Genomic DNA, 21,783 nt, shown 5'->3' with positions numbered 1-21,783 from the left:
CGCCTATCGTGCGTCGAATGCCGCTTCGCGCTCGAACCCTACCCAATATCAGAGCGGCGTGAGGACTGCGGGTCGAACCAAGCTCATGGCGCTAGCGGCTAAACTTCAGTTCCGGCAGAGCCAGTCTCTGGTGATGACGCCGCAGCTTTTGCAGTCGATCCGACTTCTGCAGTACGGCCACGGCGAGCTGAAGACGTTCCTTGAGTCCGAAGTCGAGCGCAATCCCCTGCTCGCGATGGCGCCTGCCAAGCCTCATGTGACGTCGATCCAAGCGGGCGAAGGCACGAAGACGTCCGAAGCGTCTTTCAATGGCTCCCTTCAGCAGCGCTTCGGCGGCTCCTCCGGTTCCGGGCAGTCCTTCAACGGCCCCGACACCGGCTTTGCCAATGTCGCCGATGACAAGATCTCGCTCCTCGCCCACGCCATCAACGAGGCGCGCGACATCGCCGGGGGACTGCAAACGCGAGCCATCGCCGAAGCCTTTGCCGACGAACTCGACGAGAACGGCTATTGCCGCTGTGATGCGGATGAATTCGCGAAAGCCAACGGCTTCGATCCGGCCCGAACCCGGGCAGTGCTTCTAAAGCTTCAGGCCGAAGCCTCGCCTGCAGGTCTTTTCGCCTGCAATCTCAAGGACTGCATGGCGATCCAGCTGAAGCGTAAGAACCGCTACGATCCGGTGATCGCGAAGGTGATCGACAATCTCGAACTCCTGGCGAACCGCGATTTCGCGGCATTGCGCAGGCTGACCGGCGAAGACGATAACGGCCTTCTCGATATCCTCGCCGAAATCAAGTCGCTCGATCCCAAGCCGGGTCACGCCTTCGATGGCAAAGGCGGCGAAGGGGTCGAGCCGGACGTCCTGATCAGCGCCGACGGCGAAGGCGGCTGGGTCGTGGAGCTCAATCCGGACACCCTGCCCCGCGTTCTGACCGACCGGACCTATCTGAAGCGCGTGCGCAAGCATGCGACGACCGACGAGGACAAGACGTTCCTCTCCGAATGCCTGCAATCGGCGAGCTGGCTCGAACGGGCGCTGGAAAGCCGGGCACAGACGATCATGAAGGTCGCCGAGGAAATCGTGAAGCGCCAGGGCGGCTTTCTCTCGAGCGGCGTGAGCGGCATGAAGCCGATGACCCTTGCCTCGGTTGCCGAAGCGATCGGCATGCACGAATCGACCGTCAGCCGCGTCACCAACATGAAATTCGTCGCCACCCCGCGCGGCGTTTTCGAAATGCGCTTCTTCTTCACACGGGCCATCGCCGCGGCCGATGGTGGCGACGCGCATTCGGCCGAGAGCGTCAAACTGCGGATCAAGCGGCTGATCGATGCCGAAGTCACCGGCAAGATCCTGTCCGATGACGACATCGCCGCGATCCTCAAGAAGGAGGGCGTCGATCTCGCCCGGCGTACCGTCGCGAAATATCGTGAGGCCCAGTCAATCCCGTCCTCGATCCAGCGCCGACGAGAACTCAATGCACGGCGGATGGCCTCGTAAGACTGGCGGGTCTTTTGAAATCAACGGCTTCACCGGGTCGCCGGCAGCCCGTGGTGCCGCTTGAGCCAATCACCGGGTGATAAAGCGGCCGGCCCGCCCATTCTATAGTCCGGCTATGGAGATCGGTGTTTTGCCGTCACAGCCTGAACCGAGAGAGCCGCTCACACGTTGACATCCGGGAAGGGCATTCATAGAAGGCGCAACCTTCCGAAAGGTCCCTATATTGCAGAGATGCAGGGACGGAAGAAAGCGTCTAGGGTGTCCTTGCACCAGTGGTTCGCGGGCCTTCAAAAGAGGCCTTGCGGGTGTCAGAGAACATGCGAAGAGGATAGCGTGATGGCTGTACGTGTTTCGGGCAAGCATATGGAAGTCGGCGAGGCGTTCCGAACCCGGATCGAAGACCGCTTGAACGAAGCCGTCGACAAATATTTCGACGGCAATTTTTCCGCGACGGTCGTCGTCGCCAAAGACGGAAGCCGCTATTCCTGCGATTGCGTGATCCATCTCGATACCGGCGTGGTCTTCCAGGCCCAGGGCCAGACCCACGATCCGGAATCCAGCTTCGTCGAGGCGTCCGAAAAACTCGAAAAACGCCTGCGCCGCTATAAACGCCGTCTGAAGGACCATCACGTCAATGGCGGGCACAAGACGCTCGCCTACCAGATCATGGAAGCGATCCCGGAAGAGACTGAAGAGGTCCCCGAAGATTACGCGCCGGCGATCATCGCCGAGACGACCCTCAATGTCGGCACGCGCTCGGTGGCAGATGCCGTGATGGAGCTCGACCGGCAGGACAACCCGCTCGTCCTCTTCAGAAACGCCAGCTCCGGCGACATCAACATTGTCTTCCGCCGCACCGACGGCAATGTGGGCTGGGTCGACCCCTCAACCTACGCACGCGACGCGTGAGGAACGGGCAAGGTTCTTGAACGAGCTTGCTCCTGAGAACACGAGAGGTCGTTTCCATGGAATTTCAATCGCTCATCGAGCCGGCGGCGATTCTGCCCGGTCTGAAGGCGACGTCAAAGCGTCAGGTCCTGCAGGAAATGGCGGCCAAGGCCGCTGACCTGATCGGCCGGTCAGAGAGAGAGATTCTGGAAACGATCCTCAATCGTGAAAAGCTCGGTTCGACCGGTGTCGGTAACGGCATCGCCATTCCGCACGGAAAACTCTCCGATCTCCCGCAGATCACGGGCGTTTTCGCCCGGCTGCAGAAGCCGGTCGATTTCGATGCGCTTGACGAAGAGCCAGTCGATCTCGTCTTCCTTCTGCTCGCGCCGGAAAATTCCGGCGCCGATCATTTGAAGGCCCTGTCCAAGGTCGCGCGCCTGCTGCGCGATCCGGAGACGGTATCCACCATTCGCGGGTTCCAGGACGCCGGCTCGATCTACGCGACCATGATGCGCTCGACGACACAGAACGCCGCATGACCGAGAAGCTGACCGTCCATCACCTCAACAATTCCCGCTCCCAGCGCGTGCTCTGGCTGCTTGAAGAGCTGGGGCTCGACTACGACGTCAAACATTACCAGCGCGACAGCGACATGCGAGCGCCGAAGGAATTGCGCGCGATCCATCCCCTCGGAAAATCGCCGGTCATCACGCATCAGGGCCGGACGATCGCGGAAACCGGTGCGATTATCGAATATATCCTGTCCTTGAAGCCGGATCACGGCATGATGCCGCCCGAGAACACGGCGGATTTCTGGCAGGCCAGGCACTTCCTACATTATGCGGAAGGCTCGGCCATGCCACCGCTCTTCCTCATGCTCGTCTTGAACATGATCCCCAAGCGCGCGCCGTTTTTTGTCAAATCCATGCTGTCGATGGCGCTGGAGCAGGTGGACAAATCCCTCGTCGCACCGGAAATCCGCAGGCATCTCGATCACTGGGAGAGCGCCATCGGGACAAGCGGCTGGTTCGCTGGCCCGGGCATCAGCGTCGCCGATATCATGATGAGCTTCCCCGTCGAGGCCGCCGGCAAGCGCTTCGGTTACGAGGACCGGCCGAAACTCCGCGACTTCCTCACGCGCATCCACGAGCGCCCCGCCTATCGCCAGGCCCTGAAGCGCGGCGGCCCCTACGAGTACGCCTGATCAAACGGAATTCGAAGCGAAGTTCAGCAAACGACGCCGGTCAGCGCCGCCGCTCCTTCGAGGGGTCTGAATAGAACGCGCGTTTTGCCTCATACATCGCGTCGTCGGCGCGCTGGGTCGCTTCTTCCAGCCGTTCTCCGTCACGGGCCGTCGCGAGCCCCATCGAGAAGGAAAGCGTCGATCCGCTATAAAACTGGTTGTTGATGTCGACCAGTTCCTCGATTTCGGCGATCAGATGGCGGCCCTCCGGCTCTCCGGCCGCCGGCATCAAAATGATGAACTCGTCCCCGCCGACACGCGATACCTGATACGGAGGCTTCACCGTCTCCCGCAGCACTTCGCCCGCCCGGCGCAGAAGCGAATCGCCCGCCGCGTGACCAAGAGTGTCGTTGATGTTCTTGAGGCCGTTCAGGTCGGCAACGATCACCGTGACGGGCGCTACGCGGCGGCGTTCCAGCCTGTTCAGCTCGTCGTCGAAGAAGGAGCGATTGTGCAGCTTGGTGAGAATGTCATGCTTGCCAAGATATTCGAGATAGGTCTCTGCCTTCTTTCGCGCGGTGATATCGGTCAGCGCCACCTGGACGAGAGACCAGTCGTCTTCATGGCCCGGAAACACAGAGAACTGCATGTGAAGATGAAGTGTCTCCCCTTCGAGCGTATAGTTCACGACCTCACGGGACTGGAACAGCACGCCGTTCCACAATTCGATGAGCTGCTCCTTGAAATGCGGACGCATGTCGTCGCGAAAGACGTCCGCCAATCGCGAGAGGAGAACGCTCTTGTCCTCGGCAGCGAACATCTTGATGGTGTGCCGGTTCACGTCCAGCACGTGGATCTCGCTGAGGCAGCGATCGATGAACTCGGGATGCACGTCGAGAAAGGTGCGAAAATCCTCAACGCCGCGCTGACGGACATCGTCGATCAGCTCCCTGATGCCGCTGAAGTCCTCGACCCAGAGCGAAATCGGCGAATGTTCGAAGAGCCCGCGCGCAAAGCTCTCGCTCCGTTCGAGCTGCCGCAGAGCGACCTCGCGCTCGGTCACGTCCTCGGTCGAGACGAGCACGCGGCTCCAGTCGCCATCGTAGCCGGGTACGATGCGACCCTTCACCTGCACGTCCAGCCGCCGGCCGCTCAACGTATAGTTGACGCCCTGGCTCTCGAAGCCTCCGTGTCCATCCCAGAGCTGGATCAGCTCGGTGATATGCGTCTTGAACATGTCGCCCGAGAAAACGGTCGAGAGATTGGCCTGCAGGTGCTGAAGGTCATCCGCCTCGAAGACTTCGAGTGTCTTGCCGTTGACGGCGACGAGACGGATCGAGCCAGCTGCTTCCTGTGACACCTCGGGATGTTTTTTCAGGTGGTCGCTCAGCGACACGACGCCTTCACGCCGGCAACGATCGAGGACATCTTTGACACCGCTGAAGTCTTGCAGCCACAGCGGAACAGGCACAAGATCGAAGACCGCACCGGCGATATCGCTCGCCTCCCCTTTCAGGGCCCACTCGATGTCATCCGCGAACACGGTTTCTCCAAGCGAAGTCTTGCTCATCGATCATCCCCTCGCATCCCGGCGCTCAACCTCCTAGTCAGCACAGAAAAGGACGCGATCGAAAATCGCGCCACACCCCGCGTACATCTTCTGCCATACTTCTTATCAGGGACTTGCACTTAAGATGGTTGCTGACGGAATTTTCGGCAGATTTGCACACGATCTGGTGAGAATCAAAACTTCAGTTACGAAAGAGCGGCTCCGATGATCCCCAACATTCTCTCTATCGCAGGCTCGGACCCCTCCGGCGGCGCGGGCATCCAGGCGGATATCAAGGCGATCTCGGCCAATGGCGGCTACGCGATGGCGGCGATCACCGCCCTCACCGCGCAAAACACCAAGGGTGTTCGCGGTTTCACGATCGTCCCGCCCGACATGATCAGGGCGCAGATCGAGGCGATCCGCGACGATATCCGCATCGATGCCATCAAGATCGGCATGCTCGGTGATCCGGAGACGGTGCGCACCGTTGCCGGCCTCCTTAAGACGATCGATGCGCCGGTCGTTCTCGATCCGGTGATGGTTGCGAAAGGCGGCGACAGGCTGCTCGCCGAAGAGGCGGTCGCGGCGCTGCGCGAACTGCTTCTGCCGCGCGCGGCAATCCTGACGCCGAACCTTCCCGAAGCGGGCGATCTTCTCAGCCAGGAGCCTGCGGACGACATCGAAAGCATGCGCGCCCAGGGCGAGGCGCTTCTTGCCCTTGGCTGCAAGGCTGTGATGATGAAGGGCGGGCATCTGGCCGGCGATACGGATGCGACCGACCTTTTCGTCACCGCGAATGGGGCGCTCGAACTGAGCGCGCCGCGTACCGAGACGCGGAACACCCACGGCACCGGCTGCACGCTATCCTCGGCTCTCGCGACAGGGCTCGGCTTCAGGCTTTCCCCGATCGAAGCGGCCCAGCGGGCGAAAGCCTATATCGGGGCAGCCATTGCCGGCGCGGACACGCTATCGGTCGGCGAAGGCCAGGGGCCTGTGCATCATTTTCACGGCTTGGGGATCGGCACCGCCTGACCGATCACACGAGCAGCGCTTCGAGCGCGGTCTCGATCCGCCTGCGTTCGGCAAAACCGAGGGGAAGCAGCGGACGTGGAAGTTCTGCTTTGCCGAGATCGAGACTATCGAGCAGCGCATACATGACGCGCAGACTGCCATAGGCTTTGAAAGCCTCCCAGAGCCCGGAGAATGCCCCGTCGAGCCATTGAGCTTCCGATGCCCGGCCCGAACGTGCCGCTGCCGCAAGGCGCACGGCCAGATCCGGCATCATGCCCGCGATGACGGAGTAAAACCCATCGGCGCCGGCAAGAAGGGCCGGCGCCATCGTCCAGTCCGCGCTGTAGCCGATCGCCAATCCCGTCCGCGACCGCAATTTGGCGATCTCGCCGCCGAAATCACCGTCGGACGGTGGTGGCCGTTTCACCGCGACGATCCGATCGACCTTCGAAAGGCGTTCGAGAAGACCGTGGCTGAAGGCAAAACGGGTGGTGCTCGGATTGTCGTAGATGCAGAGGTCGAGGGCCGTCGAACCCACGACAGTGCGAAAGTGCTGGTAGACCTCTTCCTCGGTCAGCGGCGTGTAGGAGACCGGCGCCATCAGCAGGGCATCCGCGCCCGCTTCCTCCGCATCGCGCGCAAGGGCCTGGGCTTCGTCGGTTCTCAGCGCACCGACGCCGACGATGAGCGGCAGACGGCCGTTCACACATTCGGCGGCCGCACGAACCGCCCGGCGGCGCTCGGCGCGGCTCAGATAGGCATAGGTGCCGGTGCTGCCGAGAAGGCCGATGGAGTCGGCGCCCGCGCGGCAGATACGCTCGACGAGATGTCCGAGGAGTTCCGTATCGACACGGCCCTCGCGATCCGCCGGTGTGATCGGAAAGGCGGACAGCCCGTGAAACGGTGAGGCAACGGTCATTCGGCGAACTCCATCGGAACAAGGGGAAAGCCGCGCGCCGACGCTCGCCCTGCAATCAGGCGATAGCATGCAAGGCAATCCGCCAGGCATGACGTTTGGCGATTGGCCTATGACCTTTGGTGATGAACGGGGAGACAGGGCGCGCCGAACGAGCGCGCTACCCTGCCTCCTTCAGTCTCGCGCGCGATGGCGCGGCTTTGCTGGCGAGAAACTGCTCGTCGAGCGCATAGCCCGCTCCGCGCACGGTCCGGATCGGGTCGCGGTCACGCGCCCGGTTGATCGCCTTTCGCAAGCGGCCGACATGAACGTCGACGGTTCGCTCGTCGACATAGATGTCTCGGCCCCAGACCCCGTCGAGCAGCTGCTCGCGGGTGAAGACACGGCCGGGCGACTGCATGAAGAATTCGAGCAGCTTGAATTCGGTCGGCCCAAGCTTCAGCTCGCGGCCCGAACGGCGCACCCGGTGGGACGTACGGTCGAGTTCGAGATCGCCCGCGGACAGGACGCTCGCCACTTTTTCGGGGCTTGCGCGGCGCATCATCGCCTTCACACGCGCGGTGAACTCGCGCATGGAAAAGGGCTTGACGATATAGTCGTCCGCGCCGACCGAAAGCCCCTGAACGCGCTCGCTCTCCTCGCCGCGCGCCGTCAGCATGATGACGGGCAGCTGTGCCGTCTCGGGGCGCTGGCGCAACCGACGGCAGATCTCGACGCCGGAAAGGCCCGGCAGCATCCAGTCGAGGACCAGAAGGTCGGGCGCTTCCTCCTTGAGGCGCAGATCCGCCTCGTCGCCGCGCGCGATGACCTCGACGTCGTAGCCTTCGGCCTCGAGGTTGTAGCGCAGGAGAACGCCAAGGGCCTCCTCGTCTTCGACGACGGTTACACGCAGGCTCATCCCGCTGCACCTTCCACAGCTTCCTCGATGCTTTTCTGGGTCACGGTCGCCGACCGGTCTCCCTTCGGACGGTTCACGTCCATCTCTTCGCCCGTCTTGATGTAGAAAATCGTCTCGGCAATGTTGGTTGCGTGATCGCCGATGCGCTCGATGTTTTTCGCGCTGAAGAGCAGATGGGTGCAGGCGGTGATGTTGCGCGGATCTTCCATCATATAGGTCAGGAGTTCGCGGAAGATCGAGGTATAGACGGCGTCGATCTCTTCGTCGTTGTCACGCACCGTGATGGCGCGTTCGTGGTCGCGCTCTCCATAGGCGTCGAGCACATCCTTCAGCTGATCCACCGCAAGCTCCGACAGATGCTCGATGCCGCGCACGAGCTGGTTCGGCTGGGCGTGGTGGTGAACGGCGAGTACGCGCTTGGCGATATTCTTGGCGAGGTCGCCGATGCGTTCGAGATCGTTCGAGATGCGGATCGCACCGACAATCTCGCGCAGGTCGATCGCCATGGGCTGGCGCTTGGCGATGGTCATGATCGCCCTCTCGTCGACCTCGCGCTGCGCCGCATCGAGGATCACGTCGTCGGCGATGACCGACTGGGCGAGCGCGGTATCGCCGCGCACGAGGGCCGAGACGGCCTGTTCGAGCATCCGCTCGGCCTGCCCGCCCATCTCGGATATGCGGCGGACGATGAATTTCAGCTCGTCCTCGTAGGACGTTACGATATGCGAAGCCATCTTGACCTCCCTCAAAAGATTGGGCGTTTGGCCCCATGATACGAAATCCGTTTGATCGCTTCGCGATGACGGATTTGAAGACGCTCACGCGCCGCTTGGGGCTTCGATACCGTCCCCGGCTTGATCGGCCGGATACGGTATGAGAGCGAATGCGATCCGCCGGGATCGGCACTTCGCCCTTAGCCTTTGTTCCGCCGCATGATGTGATCCGAAACGTCATGACACGTTTCGCCATCCTGCTTTGGCAGGCCCGGCACGTGCAGGACCCGCCAAGCAGCGGCTCGATCAGCCGAAGCGACCGGTGATGTAGTCCTGGGTGCGCTTGTCATCGGGATTGGAGAACATCTTCTCCGTATCGCCGAATTCCGCCAGATCACCGAGATGGAACATCGCCGTCACCTGGCTGACGCGCGCCGCCTGCTGCATGGAGTGGGTGACGATGACGATCGTGTAGTTCTGCTTGAGCTCGTCGATCAGCTCCTCGACCGTCGCGGTCGCGATCGGATCGAGCGCCGAGCACGGCTCGTCCATGAGGATCACCTCCGGCGAGACCGCGATCGCACGGGCAATGCAGAGGCGCTGCTGCTGGCCGCCTGAAAGCCCGGTGCCGGGTTCGTCGAGACGATCCTTCACTTCCTTGTAGAGGCCGGCGCGCTTGAGGCTCGTATGGACGATCTCCTCGAGTTCGTCCTTGTTCTTGGCCAGTCCGTGAATCTTCGGACCGTAGGCGACATTCTCCCAGATCGACTTGGGGAAGGGGTTCGGCTTCTGGAACACCATTCCGACCCGCGCGCGAAGCTCGACCACGTCGAGATCGGGATCGTAGATGTCCTCTCCGTCGAGCAGAAGCGTCCCGCCGACCTTGGCGATATCGATCGTGTCGTTCATCCGGTTGAGGCAGCGAAGATAGGTAGACTTGCCGCAGCCCGATGGTCCGATCAGGGCCGTGACCTGGCGCTCCCTGATATCGAGCGAGATGCCATTCAGGGCCTGCTTCTGCCCGTAATGGACCGTCACGTCCTTGGTTACCATCTTCATTTTCTTGTCTTCCGACACGGCAGGTCCTTTTTCGAAAGTCGCTCTCGACATATCCATCATGGTCTTAGTCCCTTTCTGAGCCTACCAGCGGCGTTCGAAACGGCGGCGAAGGAAGATCGCCGTCAGGTTCATCAGGGCAAGGAAGCCCAGTAATATCATGATCGCGCCGGAGGTTCTCTCCTGGAAGGCGCGTTCGGCTTCGTTCGCCCACATGTAGATCTGCACCGGGAGGGCAGTCGCCGGGTCGAGGGGCGTTTCAGGATAGTCTGCGACGAAGGCAACCATGCCGATGAGAAGCAGCGGCGCGGTTTCGCCAAGGGCCTGGGCAAGGCCGATGATCGTACCGGTCAGGATGCCGGGAGCCGCGAGCGGCAGAACGTGCTGGAACACGGTCTGGGTCTTCGAGGCACCGAGGCCGAGGGCGGCCCAGCGGATCGAGGGCGGAACGGCGCGAAGCGCCGCGCGGGTCGCGATGATGATCGTCGGCAGGGTCATCAGCGTCAGCACCAGTCCGCCGACGAGCGCGGCCGAGCGCGGCAGGCCGAACCAGTTGATGAAGACAGCAAGCCCCAGGATACCGAAGACGATCGAGGGCACGGCCGCGAGATTGTTGATGTTCACCTCGATGAGGTCGGTGAACTTGTTCTTCGGCGCGAACTCCTCGAGGTAGATCGAGGCCGCGACCCCGATCGGGAGGGCGAGAACCAACACGATCAGCATCATGTAGGCGGAGCCAATGATGGCGACACCGACGCCTGCCGTTTCAGCGCGCGAGGACGCGCCGTTGGTGAACAGGCCCCAGTTGAAGTTCTGCTCGATGGCGCCCATCTGCTCCAGCCGTTCGATATATTCGAGCTGAAGATCGCTGATGGGACGGCGGCTTTCGTCGACCGACAGGTCGTAGGACCCCTTGAGCGCGCTATCGAGTTCGGAGCTGGCGTAGAGCCAGACATCCTCGGTCGTGCCGATAATCGCCAGGTTGTTGAGCACCATGGAGCGCAGTTCGGTCCGCACGCCCTGGGAGATCAGGCCGTTGGCCGCGCTCACGGCCTTTTTGTCCTCCGGATCGATATCGAGAAGCTTGATGAGGCCGTCCCGGGCAAGCTGCGGATAGTTCGCCATCATCAGCTTGGTCTGATTCTGCGCGCCGTCCTGCGGGGAGCCGAGAACCTGTTCGGAGAAGGTGATCGGCACCCGGATCTCGGTCTGCCAGAACGCCGTATAGCCCTTGGAGACCACGCTCCACAAAAGAATGAGGAGGAAGGTGATGCCCAGGCCGATGGCGATGATTCCATAGGCCTTGAAGCGGCGTTCCGCAGCGTAGCGCTTCTTGATGCCGATGTCGCGGCGGCCCGAAGCGGCCCCGGAGCGAGCGGGCGTGTCATTGGCGGTCGCGTCGGTCATTCGTACTGTTCCTTGTACTTCCGCACGATGTAAAGCGCGTAGACGTTGAGGCAGAGCGTAATCACGAAGAGCGTGATCCCGAGCGCGAAGGCCACCAGCGTCTGGGGAGAGGTGAATTCGAGATCGCCCGTCAGCTGCTGCACGATCTTCACCGTGATGGTGGTCATCGCCTCGAACGGATTGAGCGACAGGTTTGCAGCGACACCGGCCGCGAGGACGACGATCATCGTCTCGCCGATCGCTCGCGAGGCGGTGAGAAGGAGCGCCGAGACGATGCCCGGCAGCGCCGCCGGCAGCACCACGCGTTTGATGGTCTCGGAGCGCGTCGCCCCAAGCCCGAGTGAGCCGTCACGCAGCGATCCCGGCACGGAGGTGATGATATCGTCCGACAGGGAAGAGACGAACGGGATCAGCATGATGCCCATGACGCAGCCTGCCGTCAGCACACTCTGCGCCTGAATGAAGGCTGAATAATCGCCGGTCAGGAGACCGGAAATCTGGGCGGAGAGATCGCGGAAGAACGGGCCGACCGTGACGAGGGCGAAGAAGCCGTAGACGATGGTCGGGATACCGGCGAGGACTTCGAGCAGCGGCTTTGCGACCGACCGAACCTTGTTGTTTGCATATTCGGCCATGTAGATGGCCGCGAAGAGCCCGATCGGAACGGCGACCAGCATGGCGACCGCCCCGATATAGAGGGTGCCTGCAAGGAGCGGGATCAAGCCGAACTGGCCCTCGGCGCCGCCGGAGCCGGCCGCGCTGAACCGCGGCTCCCATGTGGTGCCGAAGAAGAAGCTCCATGGATCGACGCGCGAGAAGAAGTCCGCGCTTTCGAACAGCATGGAAAAGACGATGCCAACGGTCGTCATGATGGCGATGGACGATGCCACGACCAAGCTCACGTTGACGACCGTCTCGACCTTGTTGCGGGCCCTGAGGCGTGTACGAATATTGCGATATCCGTAAAACGCGCCGCCGGCCGCGATGAGAATGACGACGACCGTCATTGCCCAGCGGCTGATCGTCTCGAAGCGATTGCTCTGGATCGCGAGCGGAAGCATCCAGTCCTGGCTCGCCGAGGCGATCGGAACACCGTACTGGCGAAACAGCGGAATTGCGTCCTGAATGGGCGTGTTGGCGTCGATCTGGCTTCGCTCATCGCTCGGCAGGGAGCGAAGGCCGGAGCCGATCGATGTCACGATCCCGTAAGCGAGATCGTCGGTGAGCCCAGCTTCTGCGACCGCACCTTCCGGAAAAGCCCCGCGAACCTGGATCTGATTGATGATCGGCGAGGCGATCAACCAAGTGGCGAGCAGGAGAAGCGACGGCACCCACGCCCAGGAAAGCACATAGCTCGCATGATAGATCGGACGCGAATGCGGCCTCATGCCCCTCTCGGACTTGAGCTGCCGGCCGCGCTGATAAGCAAAATAGGCACCGATCGCGCCAATAACGAGAACGGTAATGATTATGACAGATGTCGACACGAGGCCCGCTTTCTCAGAACGTTGCGGATAGTCTGCTCACGGCAAGCACGATGAGGATCGTCCGAATAAACGCGGCATCTTCGGAGGGCACAAGACGATCTCGAATGCAGTCACGACATCGCTTCGGGCTGCAAAAACGGACACGCCCTGCCCAAACCGCAGGCCATCGACCCGAGCGGATCACCGACCCACGACCCTCAAAGCCCGCTGCGACATACATCCATCAGCCAGGCTTTGAAAAAAGAACGGAGGCGCCGCAAAACGCGGCACCTCCAGACAATCGTGACGGATTAGCCGGCGACCGAAACGGACTCGCCGCTTTCGAACTGGTCCATCTGGGTCTGACGCTCGTCAGCGGAAAGCGGAACCAGACCGTATTCGACGGTCGGCGAACCTTCGCCGGTCATCTGCTCGGACAGGAAGAACTGAACGTATTCCTGAAGACCCGGAACGACGCCGAGGTGAGCGCGCTTCACGTAGAAGAACAGGGGACGCGAAACCGGATACTCGCCAGAGGCGATCGTGTCTGCCGACGGGGTGACGCCGTCGACCGTGGCGACCTGCAGCTTGTCCTGGTTCTGCTCGAAGAATGCGAGACCGAACACGCCAACCGCCTGCGGGTTGGCGTCGATGCGGGCGAGCGTCTCGGTGTAGTCACCGGAGATTTCGCCGATCGAACCGTCATTGCGGACCTGCATGCAGGCGTCTTCGGCTGCATCTTCGTCCATGCCGCCATCCGTCATCATCTTCATGGCGCCGGAATCTTCACAGCCCTGGAGCAAAAGCTTCTCTTCGAAAACTTCGCGGGTGCCGTGGTTGGACGCGGGGATGAAGGCCGCAATTTCCTGATCCGGAAGCGAGGAGTCGACCTGCGACCAGTTCGAGTAGGAGTTCTGGCCCATCTCCCCGTCCTGCGGAACCTGGGCGGCCATGGCCTTGTAGACCATTTCCGGGGTCAGAGCGAAAGAAGCGCCCGATGCGGCCGAGGCGAAGACGATCCCGTCATAGCCGAACTTGACTTCACTGATCTCGTTGACGCCGGCGCTGTTGCAGGCTTCGATTTCCGAATCGCGGATCTGGCGCGAAGCGTTCGCGATATCGATCGTGTCCGGGCCAACGCCCTGGCAGAACTGCTTGAGACCAGCCGAAGATCCGCCGGATTCAACGATCGGCGTCGGGTAGTCCGGGAAAGTTTCACCATAGTTCTCGGCAACGATCTGAGCGTAGGGCAGAACCGTCGAGGAACCGGCGACCTGAACGGCTTCGTTCGACTGAGCGAGGGCCGGGGCGGCGAAAGCGAGCGACGAGCCAACCATCAGGCTGGTGAAAAGCTTGGTGTTCACGGGGGAGTTCTCCTTGGTGGAGTTTGAGGGGGAAACCGGAACTCCGCCGCAACCTCATGCTGCGGTGCCAAAGTCCCGAATTCGGTCAATGCCTAACGACTTTCCGCGAACCATATATGACAGTAGAGCTACGGTTTTATGACAGTTTATGTCTATGAAACTACTGATTTTTTTCTGATTCCACGATCGTCTGTGTCAATCTCTGGAATCGCGCGGTGAATTGCGCCCCCTCCCCCACCTCGGACTCGACCATCAGCCGCGCCTTGTGGCGGAGCAGAATGTTGCGCACGATCGCAAGGCCGAGCCCAGTTCCCTTCATGGCCCGCGAACTGCCTACATCGACCCGGTAGAACCGCTCGGTGAGCCGTGGCAGGTGCTCGGCCGCGATACCGGGACCGAAGTCGACGACGGTGGCGTCCGCAATCGGCCGGCCCCGCTCTTCGCCGGTCGTCAGGCGCAGCACCACCCGCTCGCCCTCCCGGCCGTATTTGCAGGCGTTTTCGAGAAGGTTAGAAAAGACCTGCATCAATTCGTCGGGCTCGCCAGCGACATGCACCTTCTCCTCGACGATATCGGTTTCGATGGTGATGCCCAGATCGCCCGCGAGCGGGCCAAGCTGATCCGCCACGCTCCGCAGAACATCGCCGAGCTCGACCGGCTGGCTCACCGGCAGGTGCCGCTTCATCTCGATCCGCGAAAGCGAAAGGAGATCGTCGATCAGCCGCGACATGCGCCCGGCCTGTTCGCGCATGATGGCGAGAAACTTCTCGCGCGCTTCCGCATCGTTCTGGGCCGGACCCTGCAGCGTTTCGATGAAGCCCGCCAGCGAAGCGAGCGGGGTGCGCAATTCGTGGCTGGCGTTGGCGACGAAATCGGTCCGGATCCGCTCCGTCTGCCGCGTGACAGTCCGATCGTAGAAGATGACGAGGAAGACCGACGGCTCTCCTCCGTCGCGTGCGGGGACAGGGAGGACTTCGATCTGAAAACTGCGATCGGCGCCACGCCGCTCGTCGAGCGAGGTCGCGGTTCGCTTGCCGGCCGCGATGGCGTCGTCGATCGCGGAGAGGACATGGGGGGCGCGGAACCGGAGATGGATCGGCATACCGGCCTGAAGTCGGCCGAGCGGCGCGACAGATGCCGGATTCTGGTAGGTAAGCGTCAATTCGCGGTCGACGACGAGCACCGGCTCGGCCAGCGCCTCGACCACCGCTTCCGCACCGGGATCGAGATGATGTTTCTCAGGCCGGACCTCCGGCTTCGCCGGCTCGCTGCGCGCCCTCCGCGACGGCCAGAAAAGCAGTCCGAGGATTGCGGCGACGAAGGCAAGAAGCGGCGGAATCGTGTCCGGATGGAATATGCCAAGGCCTATTCCGCCGACGATCACGAGACCGGCAAGTCGCTTACGCCGTCGCGGAAAGGGAAAGGTTTCGGTCGGTATGTCTGGCATTGTCACGGACAGCGGCCCTCGATTCGCATGAAACGCCGCGAAGCGCTACGCGAACCGGCTGACAGCCTTATGAAACCGAGGGAACCATCGATAGCAAGACGGCAATAAAGCGGCTCATCGCGCCGGTGTCGCGCCACCGACCTTGGCGGTCATCGCCCGACCAGGCACCATCAAGCCGATTTGTCCGCCCTGGCAGGAAGCTTCAGATCACGACCGATGATCTGGCCGCGCTCGAGCGTATTTAAAGGCGGAGATCCGAGGAGCCGGCCGGAGATCTGACCGAAGAGAAGCAAGTCGCCGTGATTGACGACATTGCGCGCGCTTTGCCCATGAAGGACAGCGTTTCCACCCTTATCGACGACCAAGCCACCCACGAGCTGGCCGTGGGCGACAAGCCGTCCTCCGGCGCGGACATAGGTTGTGCCGGTCACCTGGCCCGCTTGCTGAAACTCGCCGGTGACGACCAGGTCGCCGATATGCTGGGTCATGCTCTTCAACTCGCTGCTGACGGAAGCCAACAGAAACACTGAAGGACATACATTAACGATTGATATTGAAATGTTTTTTCATTTTCTCGCGCTTGAATTCCAACGGTCGCCAATTCGCCTATCGCAACTTCGAAGTGAATGTCTGGGTCAAGGAACCGCAAGCCAAGATCGCATTTCGAGTGGTTGTCCCGAACTAAAATTAAATTTGAGCCTCTCCGGAAAATGGGAAAAGCAAACCTTTGAAACCCTCGATTTCATCGGTCCGTCTCAGCCCGAGCGGCATCCGGGACTTTGGCCGGACGAGAATTGATCTTGGAGGTCAATTCATTTTCCCGGCTAACGGGACGCAAATCTGACATTCGCTCCATCAAGCGACGATAGCGGAATTATTTTGCCGCCGAGCCGCATCCGTTGCGGCGGATGGTTCTTTCTCACTGAATTTTTCCGTCAGGATACGGACGGCCTGCACCGTCGAAATGAATTCTCGGATCGCGTGGCGCGTCTCATCGCTCTCGATCTCTTCCAGCATAGGAAGAAGGCCGAGCCCTTTTTCTTCGAGTTGTCGTAACAGGGTCTTGGCTTGCATGGGACGCGTTCCTTCAAGGGCTTCTCCGCGAACAAGCGTGTACAGGAACAAAGGTTCAGATCACCAAACGAAGATGGTTAGGCGCCGGTAAACCGCACCGGATTGCCTCGCAATCTCAAGCGCTTGCTCCGTTCACGCCGTGGCGCACCAATCGTCCAGGCGTCGATGGAGCATTGGGCTCGAAAACGCACGGCGTCCGCGCGGCGAAAAACAGGCCATCACGCCTTCAAGCGTTTGCGTGCCCTATAAGTCGCTGAAGAAAGAAATGGTACGGTTGGGTGGTCTCGAACCACCGACCTCCGGAGCCACAATCCGACGCTCTAACCAACTGAGCTACAACCGCACGGGCGGGGCTTTGCCCCGCGACCGAGACCGGAGTTAAATCTTTTTCCGGCGCGGTGCAAGGGCGGTTTTCACAGTGAGGACTACTTGCTCTGGGCAAGGAGAATTCTCACCGCGAATGCCGAAAAGACCCCGGCGAAGAGCCAGTCGATCGCGCGTGTCACCTTCGGCCTCTGCATCAGCGTTGCGGACAGCCACTCCGCCCCCAAAATCATCGGCACGCTGAGGGGCACCGCGACGAGGATGAAGAACAGGCCCAGGAAGACGAGCTTTCCGGCCGCATGAGGATCCGACGCCGAAACGAATTGCGGAAGGAACGTCACGAAGAACAGGATGATCTTCGGGTTGAGAAGATTGATCCCGAGGCCGGTCAGCCAGTGGCTGAAAAGCGGTTTCGGCTTTTTTGGCTCGCCTGTCTTCACGCTGAGGGCGGAGCCGCAAAAGATTGCCTGCGCCGCGAGAAAAACGAGATAGGCGGCACCGACCATCTTCAGGACGAAGAAGGCCTCGGGCGAAGCCGCGATGAGGGCGGAAATGCCGAAGGCCGCCAGAGATGTGTGCACCAGAATGCCGCTTGCGGCGCCCAGCATGGCCGCCATGCCGGCGGCACGCCCCTGGGAGAGGGTTCGCCCGAGAAACAGCGTCATGTCCGGCCCCGGCGTGATCGTCAGGACCAGCGCGGCGAAGAAAAAGGCAAGCAGTGTGGAGGGATCGGGCACGAAACTCATGTCAGCTGCCATATCACGGCGCTTTCTGGCGGTCAGCCTGGATTCTCGGCAACGATAGGGATATCCCGCATCATTGGTGCGGATGAGGCCGAACTGGTGTAGGGAAAGTCATCCTTGAACGCCGGGCCAGCCGCGATCTCACGCGCGCCCTGCGCTCAGATTTCCGACAGGGGCCCTGTAACGATGATCCCGTCTTCAGCGAAAGCCTTATCGTGAAGTCCGCAACGAGCGAGGCACGGAGCAGGATGTCGGACCTCCTTCGGGCAGGCCTTTCTGGTGACAATCGGTCCTATGGCCAGTTTCTCGAAGGCGCGGCGCGGCTGCTCAGGGGGTTTTGCGCCCACAAGCTGCCACCCGGTCTGCCGGGCTTCGACACGGAAGATCTGGTTCAGGAGATTTTAATGGCGGTCCACGCCAAACGGCACACCTGGCGACCCGACGAACCGGTCGAACCCTGGCTCTTCGCCATCGCGCGCTACAAGGCGATCGACGCCTTCCGCAAGCATGGCAAGCGGATCGAGGTCGACATCTCCGACCATGTGGACGCGATGGCGGTCGATCCGGACGAAAGCGGCGTCGTGGCCCTCGACGTCAGGAAGGCCGTGGACACGCTGGATGGGCGGATGCGCGACGTGGTGACGTCCATCTCCATCGAAGGGCGCAGTATCGAGGAAACGGCTGAACAGCTCGACATCAGCCCGGGCGCTGTTCGGGTCGCGTTTCACCGCGGCCTCAAGACTCTTTCCGAACGCGGTGGATCGTAAAGATGCAGACCGAGCAACTCATCGCCAAGCTTCAGGCGGAGGCCGCCGAAAATCCCCCGCCCCGCGCCTTGCGCTGGCCGCTCGCGGCGCTGGGCGCAGTTCTCGCGGCCGGCCTCGCGCTGCTCGGGACGATCGGCGTTCGGCCAGACTTCATGCAGGCCATCGAGACGGTGCGCTTCGACTTCAAGTTCCTGCTGACGGCGATCCTCGCCGGCGCGACGCTTCTCGTGCTCAGGGAGCTCGCGCGGCCGACGGGAGACAAGCGCAAGCTCATCTTTCTCGTCCTCCCGGTGCTTCTTCTCGTCGGCTCTGTGCTGGTCGAGCTCGCGATGGTGCCGCAGGCCTTGTGGGAGACACGGATGATGGGCACGAATTCCATGGCCTGCCTCATCACGATCCCGCTCTTCGGCCTCGTTCCGCTGGGCCTGTTCCTTTATACGTCCGCAGAGCGGGCCCCCTTGCGCCCCAGGCTTCAAGGCGCGCTTTGCGGGCTGGCGGCCGCCGCCATCAGTGCGTTCTTCTACGCAGCCCACTGTATCGATGATTCGCCGCTCTTCGTCGCGACTTGGTATCCCTCAGCAAGCGCGATCCTCGTTGCCGCCGGCGCGCTGATCGGTCAGAGATTGCTGCGCTGGTAGCCCTTCGCCATGCGCTTGCCCCGGTTCGGCACCGCCAGGCCCGCTTGCCGGCCTGCGCCGCGCCTGCGACAGATCTCGGCAAACTGTTCCGATAGCGCTGAGTCCATGCCGCAAACCGTGAAACGCCTCCTTCGATCGCTCGCATTCCTGACGCGCCTGCCGCCCGTTTCGTCTGCCTTCGACCATGGTCCCCATCCCCTCGGCAAGGACGTCGCGGCCTTTCCCGTGGCCGGAATGATCGCCGCGTTCCCCGCCTCGCTCGTCCTCCTCCTGCTTCCGCACTTGGGCATTTCGGGGCTTCTTACGGCGGTCCTTGCGGTGGCGATAGCGGTCTGGACCACCGGTGCCCTGCATGAAGACGGCCTCGGTGACGTGGCGGATGGGCTCTTCGGCCATCTTCCACCGGAGCGCGCCGTCGCGGTGATGAAGGACAGCCGTGTCGGCACCTATGGCGCGCTGGCGCTGGTTTTCTCCGTTATGGGGCGCGTCGCGATCTTCGCCGAACTGATCGCCATCTCGCCGATTGCGGCAGCGCTCGGCGCTCTCGGTGCGGCAGCGCTTTCCCGGGGGCTCATGGCGCTCCTCTGGGCGAGCCTTCCGACGGCCGATCAAGGCGGGCTCGCCGAAAGCGTGGGCCAGCCGAACAGGCAAGATGCGGGGGTCGCGCTCGCCATCGGCACGACGATCTTCGTTTTGCTCGCGGGGCTCGGCGTCGGGCTAGGCTTCGCGCTTCTCGCCCTGACCTTCGCGGTTATGAAGTTCGCAAGCTTCAGATTGTGGCTGAAGCGTCGCCTCGGCGGGCAGACCGGCGATACGCTCGGCGCGGTGCAGCAGCTGACCGAAATCGCGGCTTTGTTCGGTCTGTGTTTCGCATGAGATTTTCGCGCGCCCTGCCGATGCTTATAACCATGCCATGAGCGAAGAGCCGGACGAAGCAAAGAGAAAAGACGGCACCACCGGCCTCAGGCGCGGCTGGACGACGGGGGCCTGCGCCACCGCCGCCACGAAGGCGGCCCTCCATGCGCTGTTCACCGGCGAATTTCCAGATCCCGTCACGATCCGCCTCCCGAAAGGCGAAACGCCCTCCTTCGCGCTGTGCCGGCAGGACATCACAAGCGACAGGGCGACGGCCAGCATCATCAAGGATGCGGGAGATGATCCCGACGTCACCCATCTTGCTGAAATTGTCGCGACCGTGCGGCTGACCCAGGAGACACTGGCGACCGTCTTCCGCGCCGGCAAGGGCGTCGGCACCGTGACGCGCGAGGGTCTGCCACTCGGCGTCGGCGAGCCCGCGATCAATCCCGTGCCGCGCGCCATGATGAGCGAGGTCGTCGATGAATTGCGGACAGCCCACGGCCGCGATTGCGGCGTGGAGATCACGATCGCGATCCCGGACGGCGAACAGCTTGCCGAAAAGACCTGGAACCCGCGTCTCGGGATCGTGGGAGGTCTCTCGGTTCTCGGCACGACGGGCATCGTCCATCCATTTTCCTGCGCGTCGTGGATCCATGCGATTCATCGCGGCGTGGATGTCGCTCGGGCGGCCGGTCTCGAACACCTCGTCGGCCCCACGGGCGCGTCCAGCGAGGCGGCAGCCCGCCGCATCTATCCCGACCTTCCCGATCTCGCCTTTCTCGACATGGGCGACTTCGCAGGCGGCCTCATCAAATATCTGCGCACCCATCCCGTCGAGCGGCTGACGATCGCCGGCGGGTTTGCAAAACTGACCAAACTCGCCCAAGGCGCAATGGACCTTCATTCCGGGCGCAGTCAGGTGGACTTTGCCTTCCTGAAGGGTCTTGCGGAGACGGCGGGCCATCCCCGCCTCGCAGAGGAGTTCGCAACGGCCAATACCGCAGGTCACGCTCTTTCCATGGCGATCGCGGCCGATTTCGATCTCGCCGGGCGGGTCGGCATGGCCGCGAAACGCACGGCCGAGCGGCTCTGTCTCGCGGTTCCGATCGCGATCGACGTGATCGTCGTCGACCGAGCCGGCACGGTGATCGCCCATGTGCGGTGAGAGAGGCTTGAGAGTTCTGATCCTCGGCGGTACGAGCGAGGCGAACGCCCTTGCCGCGCGGCTTCGTCGCGAGACGCCGAACGCCGACATCATTCTGTCCCTTGCAGGGCGAACCCGCGAGCCGGATCTGCCGGACCGCGTTCCGGTTCGCAGCGGCGGCTTCGGCGGAGCGGACGGCCTTGCGCGCTATCTCAGGGACGAAAAGATCGCCGTCCTCCTTGATGCGACCCATCCCTTCGCAACGCGCATTGCGGACAATGCGGCGATCGCGGCGACAGCCGAAGGCATCCCCCATACGAAACTGTGCCGTGCGCCATGGCAGCCAAAGGCGGGCGAGCAGTGGCTCATGGTCGCAAGCGAACGCGAAGCGGCAACCGCCCTCCCCGCCGGAGCGCGCCCCTTCATCGCGCTCGGGCGGCAATATCTGAATGCATTTGACGGGCGAACCGATCTTCGTCCGGTCCTGCGCATGATCGAACAGCCGGATTCGCCGCTCGGATTTCCGGCGGACATCATTCGCGGCAAGCCCGGGCCGACCGCGGCGGCGGAAGCCGAGCTCTTCAGCGCTCACGACATCACCCATCTCGTCTGCCGCAATTCAGGCGGTGCCCGCTCCTACGCCAAGGTCGAGGCCGCCAGAGCCCTTGGCATCCCCGTTGTGATGATCGCGCGCCCGGCCGCTCAAGGCGCGCGGTTCACGCTGGACAGTATTGATGCTGCCTTTGCCTGGGTCGCCGATCATTTGGATCGAACCCTGAAGGTGGTTGGATAGCGCTCACCCCAACCACGGCGAGCCGTGACTATTGCGGTTG

The 21,783-nt window shown here is 62.3% G+C and carries 23 protein-coding genes and 1 tRNA gene; 11 read left to right on the top strand and 13 right to left on the bottom strand.

The window, feature by feature from the left end:
• The first annotated feature begins 85 nt into the window (after positions 1-85).
• From rpoN to ABDX79_RS10800, 4 genes are all read left to right on the top strand, one after another.
• Positions 86-1,498 (top strand): RNA polymerase factor sigma-54, encoded by a 1,413-nt coding sequence (gene rpoN, locus ABDX79_RS10815; protein ID WP_346220293.1) that lies wholly within the window; start codon positions 86-88, stop codon positions 1,496-1,498.
• A gap of 336 nt (positions 1,499-1,834) precedes the next feature.
• Entirely contained in the window at positions 1,835-2,407 is a 573-nt protein-coding gene (gene hpf, locus ABDX79_RS10810; RefSeq protein ID WP_346220292.1) for a ribosome hibernation-promoting factor, HPF/YfiA family, read from the top strand.
• A 56-nt stretch (positions 2,408-2,463) separates the two neighbouring features.
• Positions 2,464-2,928 carry a PTS IIA-like nitrogen regulatory protein PtsN gene (gene ptsN, locus ABDX79_RS10805; RefSeq protein WP_346220291.1) on the top strand — a complete coding sequence of 155 codons (465 nt, stop codon included), beginning with the start codon at positions 2,464-2,466 and terminating at the stop codon, positions 2,926-2,928.
• The gene (locus ABDX79_RS10800; RefSeq protein ID WP_346220290.1) at positions 2,925-3,593 is read left to right on the top strand and encodes a glutathione S-transferase family protein; all 669 of its coding nucleotides are present in this window, start codon (positions 2,925-2,927) and stop codon (positions 3,591-3,593) included. The genes ptsN and ABDX79_RS10800 overlap by 4 nt, the downstream gene beginning before the upstream one ends.
• A gap of 40 nt (positions 3,594-3,633) precedes the next feature.
• Here the strand turns inward: ABDX79_RS10800 and ABDX79_RS10795 are convergent, their stop codons facing one another.
• The gene (locus tag ABDX79_RS10795) at positions 3,634-5,142 is read right to left on the bottom strand and encodes a sensor domain-containing diguanylate cyclase (RefSeq protein ID WP_346220289.1); all 1,509 of its coding nucleotides are present in this window, start codon (positions 5,140-5,142) and stop codon (positions 3,634-3,636) included.
• A 204-nt stretch (positions 5,143-5,346) separates the two neighbouring features.
• Between ABDX79_RS10795 and thiD the strand changes: the two genes are divergently transcribed.
• Positions 5,347-6,156, top strand: coding sequence for a bifunctional hydroxymethylpyrimidine kinase/phosphomethylpyrimidine kinase (gene thiD / locus ABDX79_RS10790; RefSeq protein WP_346220288.1), 810 nt, complete (start codon positions 5,347-5,349; stop codon positions 6,154-6,156).
• Between the two features lie 4 nt (positions 6,157-6,160).
• On the opposite strand, the gene ABDX79_RS10785 is transcribed toward thiD, so the two are convergent.
• The 9 genes from ABDX79_RS10785 to ABDX79_RS10745 all read right to left on the bottom strand — a co-directional run bounded on the left by ABDX79_RS10785 (position 6,161) and on the right by ABDX79_RS10745 (position 15,890).
• Complete coding sequence (locus ABDX79_RS10785; protein WP_346220287.1) at positions 6,161-7,054, bottom strand: dihydrodipicolinate synthase family protein; 894 nt, start codon at positions 7,052-7,054, stop codon at positions 6,161-6,163.
• Between the two features lie 157 nt (positions 7,055-7,211).
• The gene (gene phoB, locus ABDX79_RS10780) at positions 7,212-7,949 is read right to left on the bottom strand and encodes a phosphate regulon transcriptional regulator PhoB (RefSeq protein WP_346220286.1); all 738 of its coding nucleotides are present in this window, start codon (positions 7,947-7,949) and stop codon (positions 7,212-7,214) included.
• Positions 7,946-8,683, bottom strand: coding sequence for a phosphate signaling complex protein PhoU (gene phoU / locus ABDX79_RS10775; RefSeq protein WP_346220285.1), 738 nt, complete (start codon positions 8,681-8,683; stop codon positions 7,946-7,948). The genes phoB and phoU overlap by 4 nt, the downstream gene beginning before the upstream one ends.
• Before the next feature lie 285 nt (positions 8,684-8,968).
• Entirely contained in the window at positions 8,969-9,721 is a 753-nt protein-coding gene (gene pstB, locus ABDX79_RS10770) for a phosphate ABC transporter ATP-binding protein PstB (RefSeq protein ID WP_463671151.1), read from the bottom strand.
• An 81-nt stretch (positions 9,722-9,802) separates the two neighbouring features.
• Complete coding sequence (gene pstA / locus ABDX79_RS10765) at positions 9,803-11,125, bottom strand: phosphate ABC transporter permease PstA (RefSeq protein ID WP_346220284.1); 1,323 nt, start codon at positions 11,123-11,125, stop codon at positions 9,803-9,805.
• The gene (gene pstC / locus ABDX79_RS10760; protein ID WP_346220283.1) at positions 11,122-12,612 is read right to left on the bottom strand and encodes a phosphate ABC transporter permease subunit PstC; all 1,491 of its coding nucleotides are present in this window, start codon (positions 12,610-12,612) and stop codon (positions 11,122-11,124) included. The genes pstA and pstC overlap by 4 nt, the downstream gene beginning before the upstream one ends.
• Before the next feature lie 290 nt (positions 12,613-12,902).
• Positions 12,903-13,928 carry a PstS family phosphate ABC transporter substrate-binding protein gene (locus ABDX79_RS10755; protein WP_346220322.1) on the bottom strand — a complete coding sequence of 342 codons (1,026 nt, stop codon included), beginning with the start codon at positions 13,926-13,928 and terminating at the stop codon, positions 12,903-12,905.
• 187 nt (positions 13,929-14,115) lie between these two features.
• A complete protein-coding gene (locus ABDX79_RS10750; RefSeq protein ID WP_346220321.1) occupies positions 14,116-15,402 on the bottom strand; it encodes an ATP-binding protein in 1,287 nt (428 codons plus the stop codon).
• A gap of 170 nt (positions 15,403-15,572) precedes the next feature.
• Positions 15,573-15,890, bottom strand: coding sequence for a hypothetical protein (locus ABDX79_RS10745; RefSeq protein ID WP_346220282.1), 318 nt, complete (start codon positions 15,888-15,890; stop codon positions 15,573-15,575).
• On the opposite strand from ABDX79_RS10745, the gene ABDX79_RS10740 reads away from it, so the two are divergent.
• Positions 15,889-16,200, top strand: coding sequence for a hypothetical protein (locus ABDX79_RS10740; protein ID WP_346220281.1), 312 nt, complete (start codon positions 15,889-15,891; stop codon positions 16,198-16,200). The genes ABDX79_RS10745 and ABDX79_RS10740 overlap by 2 nt on opposite strands.
• A gap of 57 nt (positions 16,201-16,257) precedes the next feature.
• Here ABDX79_RS10740 and ABDX79_RS10735 read toward each other — a convergent pair whose 3' ends face one another.
• From ABDX79_RS10735 to ABDX79_RS10725, 3 genes are all read right to left on the bottom strand, one after another.
• On the bottom strand, positions 16,258-16,476 hold the full coding sequence (locus tag ABDX79_RS10735; RefSeq protein WP_346220280.1) for a hypothetical protein: 219 nt from the start codon (positions 16,474-16,476) through the stop codon (positions 16,258-16,260).
• Positions 16,477-16,742: 266 nt separating this feature from the next.
• Positions 16,743-16,819 (bottom strand) — tRNA-His (locus ABDX79_RS10730).
• Between the two features lie 82 nt (positions 16,820-16,901).
• A complete protein-coding gene (locus tag ABDX79_RS10725; protein ID WP_346220320.1) occupies positions 16,902-17,546 on the bottom strand; it encodes a LysE family translocator in 645 nt (214 codons plus the stop codon).
• A gap of 245 nt (positions 17,547-17,791) precedes the next feature.
• On the opposite strand from ABDX79_RS10725, the gene ABDX79_RS10720 reads away from it, so the two are divergent.
• The 5 genes from ABDX79_RS10720 to ABDX79_RS10700 all read left to right on the top strand — a co-directional run bounded on the left by ABDX79_RS10720 (position 17,792) and on the right by ABDX79_RS10700 (position 21,743).
• The gene (locus tag ABDX79_RS10720; RefSeq protein ID WP_346220279.1) at positions 17,792-18,310 is read left to right on the top strand and encodes a sigma-70 family RNA polymerase sigma factor; all 519 of its coding nucleotides are present in this window, start codon (positions 17,792-17,794) and stop codon (positions 18,308-18,310) included.
• A gap of 2 nt (positions 18,311-18,312) precedes the next feature.
• Entirely contained in the window at positions 18,313-18,948 is a 636-nt protein-coding gene (locus tag ABDX79_RS10715) for an NrsF family protein (protein WP_346220278.1), read from the top strand.
• Between the two features lie 105 nt (positions 18,949-19,053).
• Positions 19,054-19,824 carry an adenosylcobinamide-GDP ribazoletransferase gene (cobS, locus tag ABDX79_RS10710; protein ID WP_346220277.1) on the top strand — a complete coding sequence of 257 codons (771 nt, stop codon included), beginning with the start codon at positions 19,054-19,056 and terminating at the stop codon, positions 19,822-19,824.
• Between the two features lie 37 nt (positions 19,825-19,861).
• Positions 19,862-20,971, top strand: a complete 1,110-nt coding sequence (locus tag ABDX79_RS10705) for a cobalt-precorrin-5B (C(1))-methyltransferase (protein ID WP_346220276.1) — start codon at positions 19,862-19,864, stop codon at positions 20,969-20,971.
• A 7-nt stretch (positions 20,972-20,978) separates the two neighbouring features.
• A complete protein-coding gene (locus ABDX79_RS10700; protein ID WP_346220275.1) occupies positions 20,979-21,743 on the top strand; it encodes a cobalt-precorrin-6A reductase in 765 nt (254 codons plus the stop codon).
• Positions 21,744-21,783: the final 40 nt, after the last annotated feature.

It is taken from the genome of Fulvimarina fulva (assembly GCF_039652615.1).
Lineage (GTDB): Bacteria > Pseudomonadota > Alphaproteobacteria > Rhizobiales > Rhizobiaceae > Fulvimarina.
The sequence above is the reverse complement of the archived record's forward strand: the minus strand, read 5'-3'. Positions and strand labels throughout refer to the sequence as shown.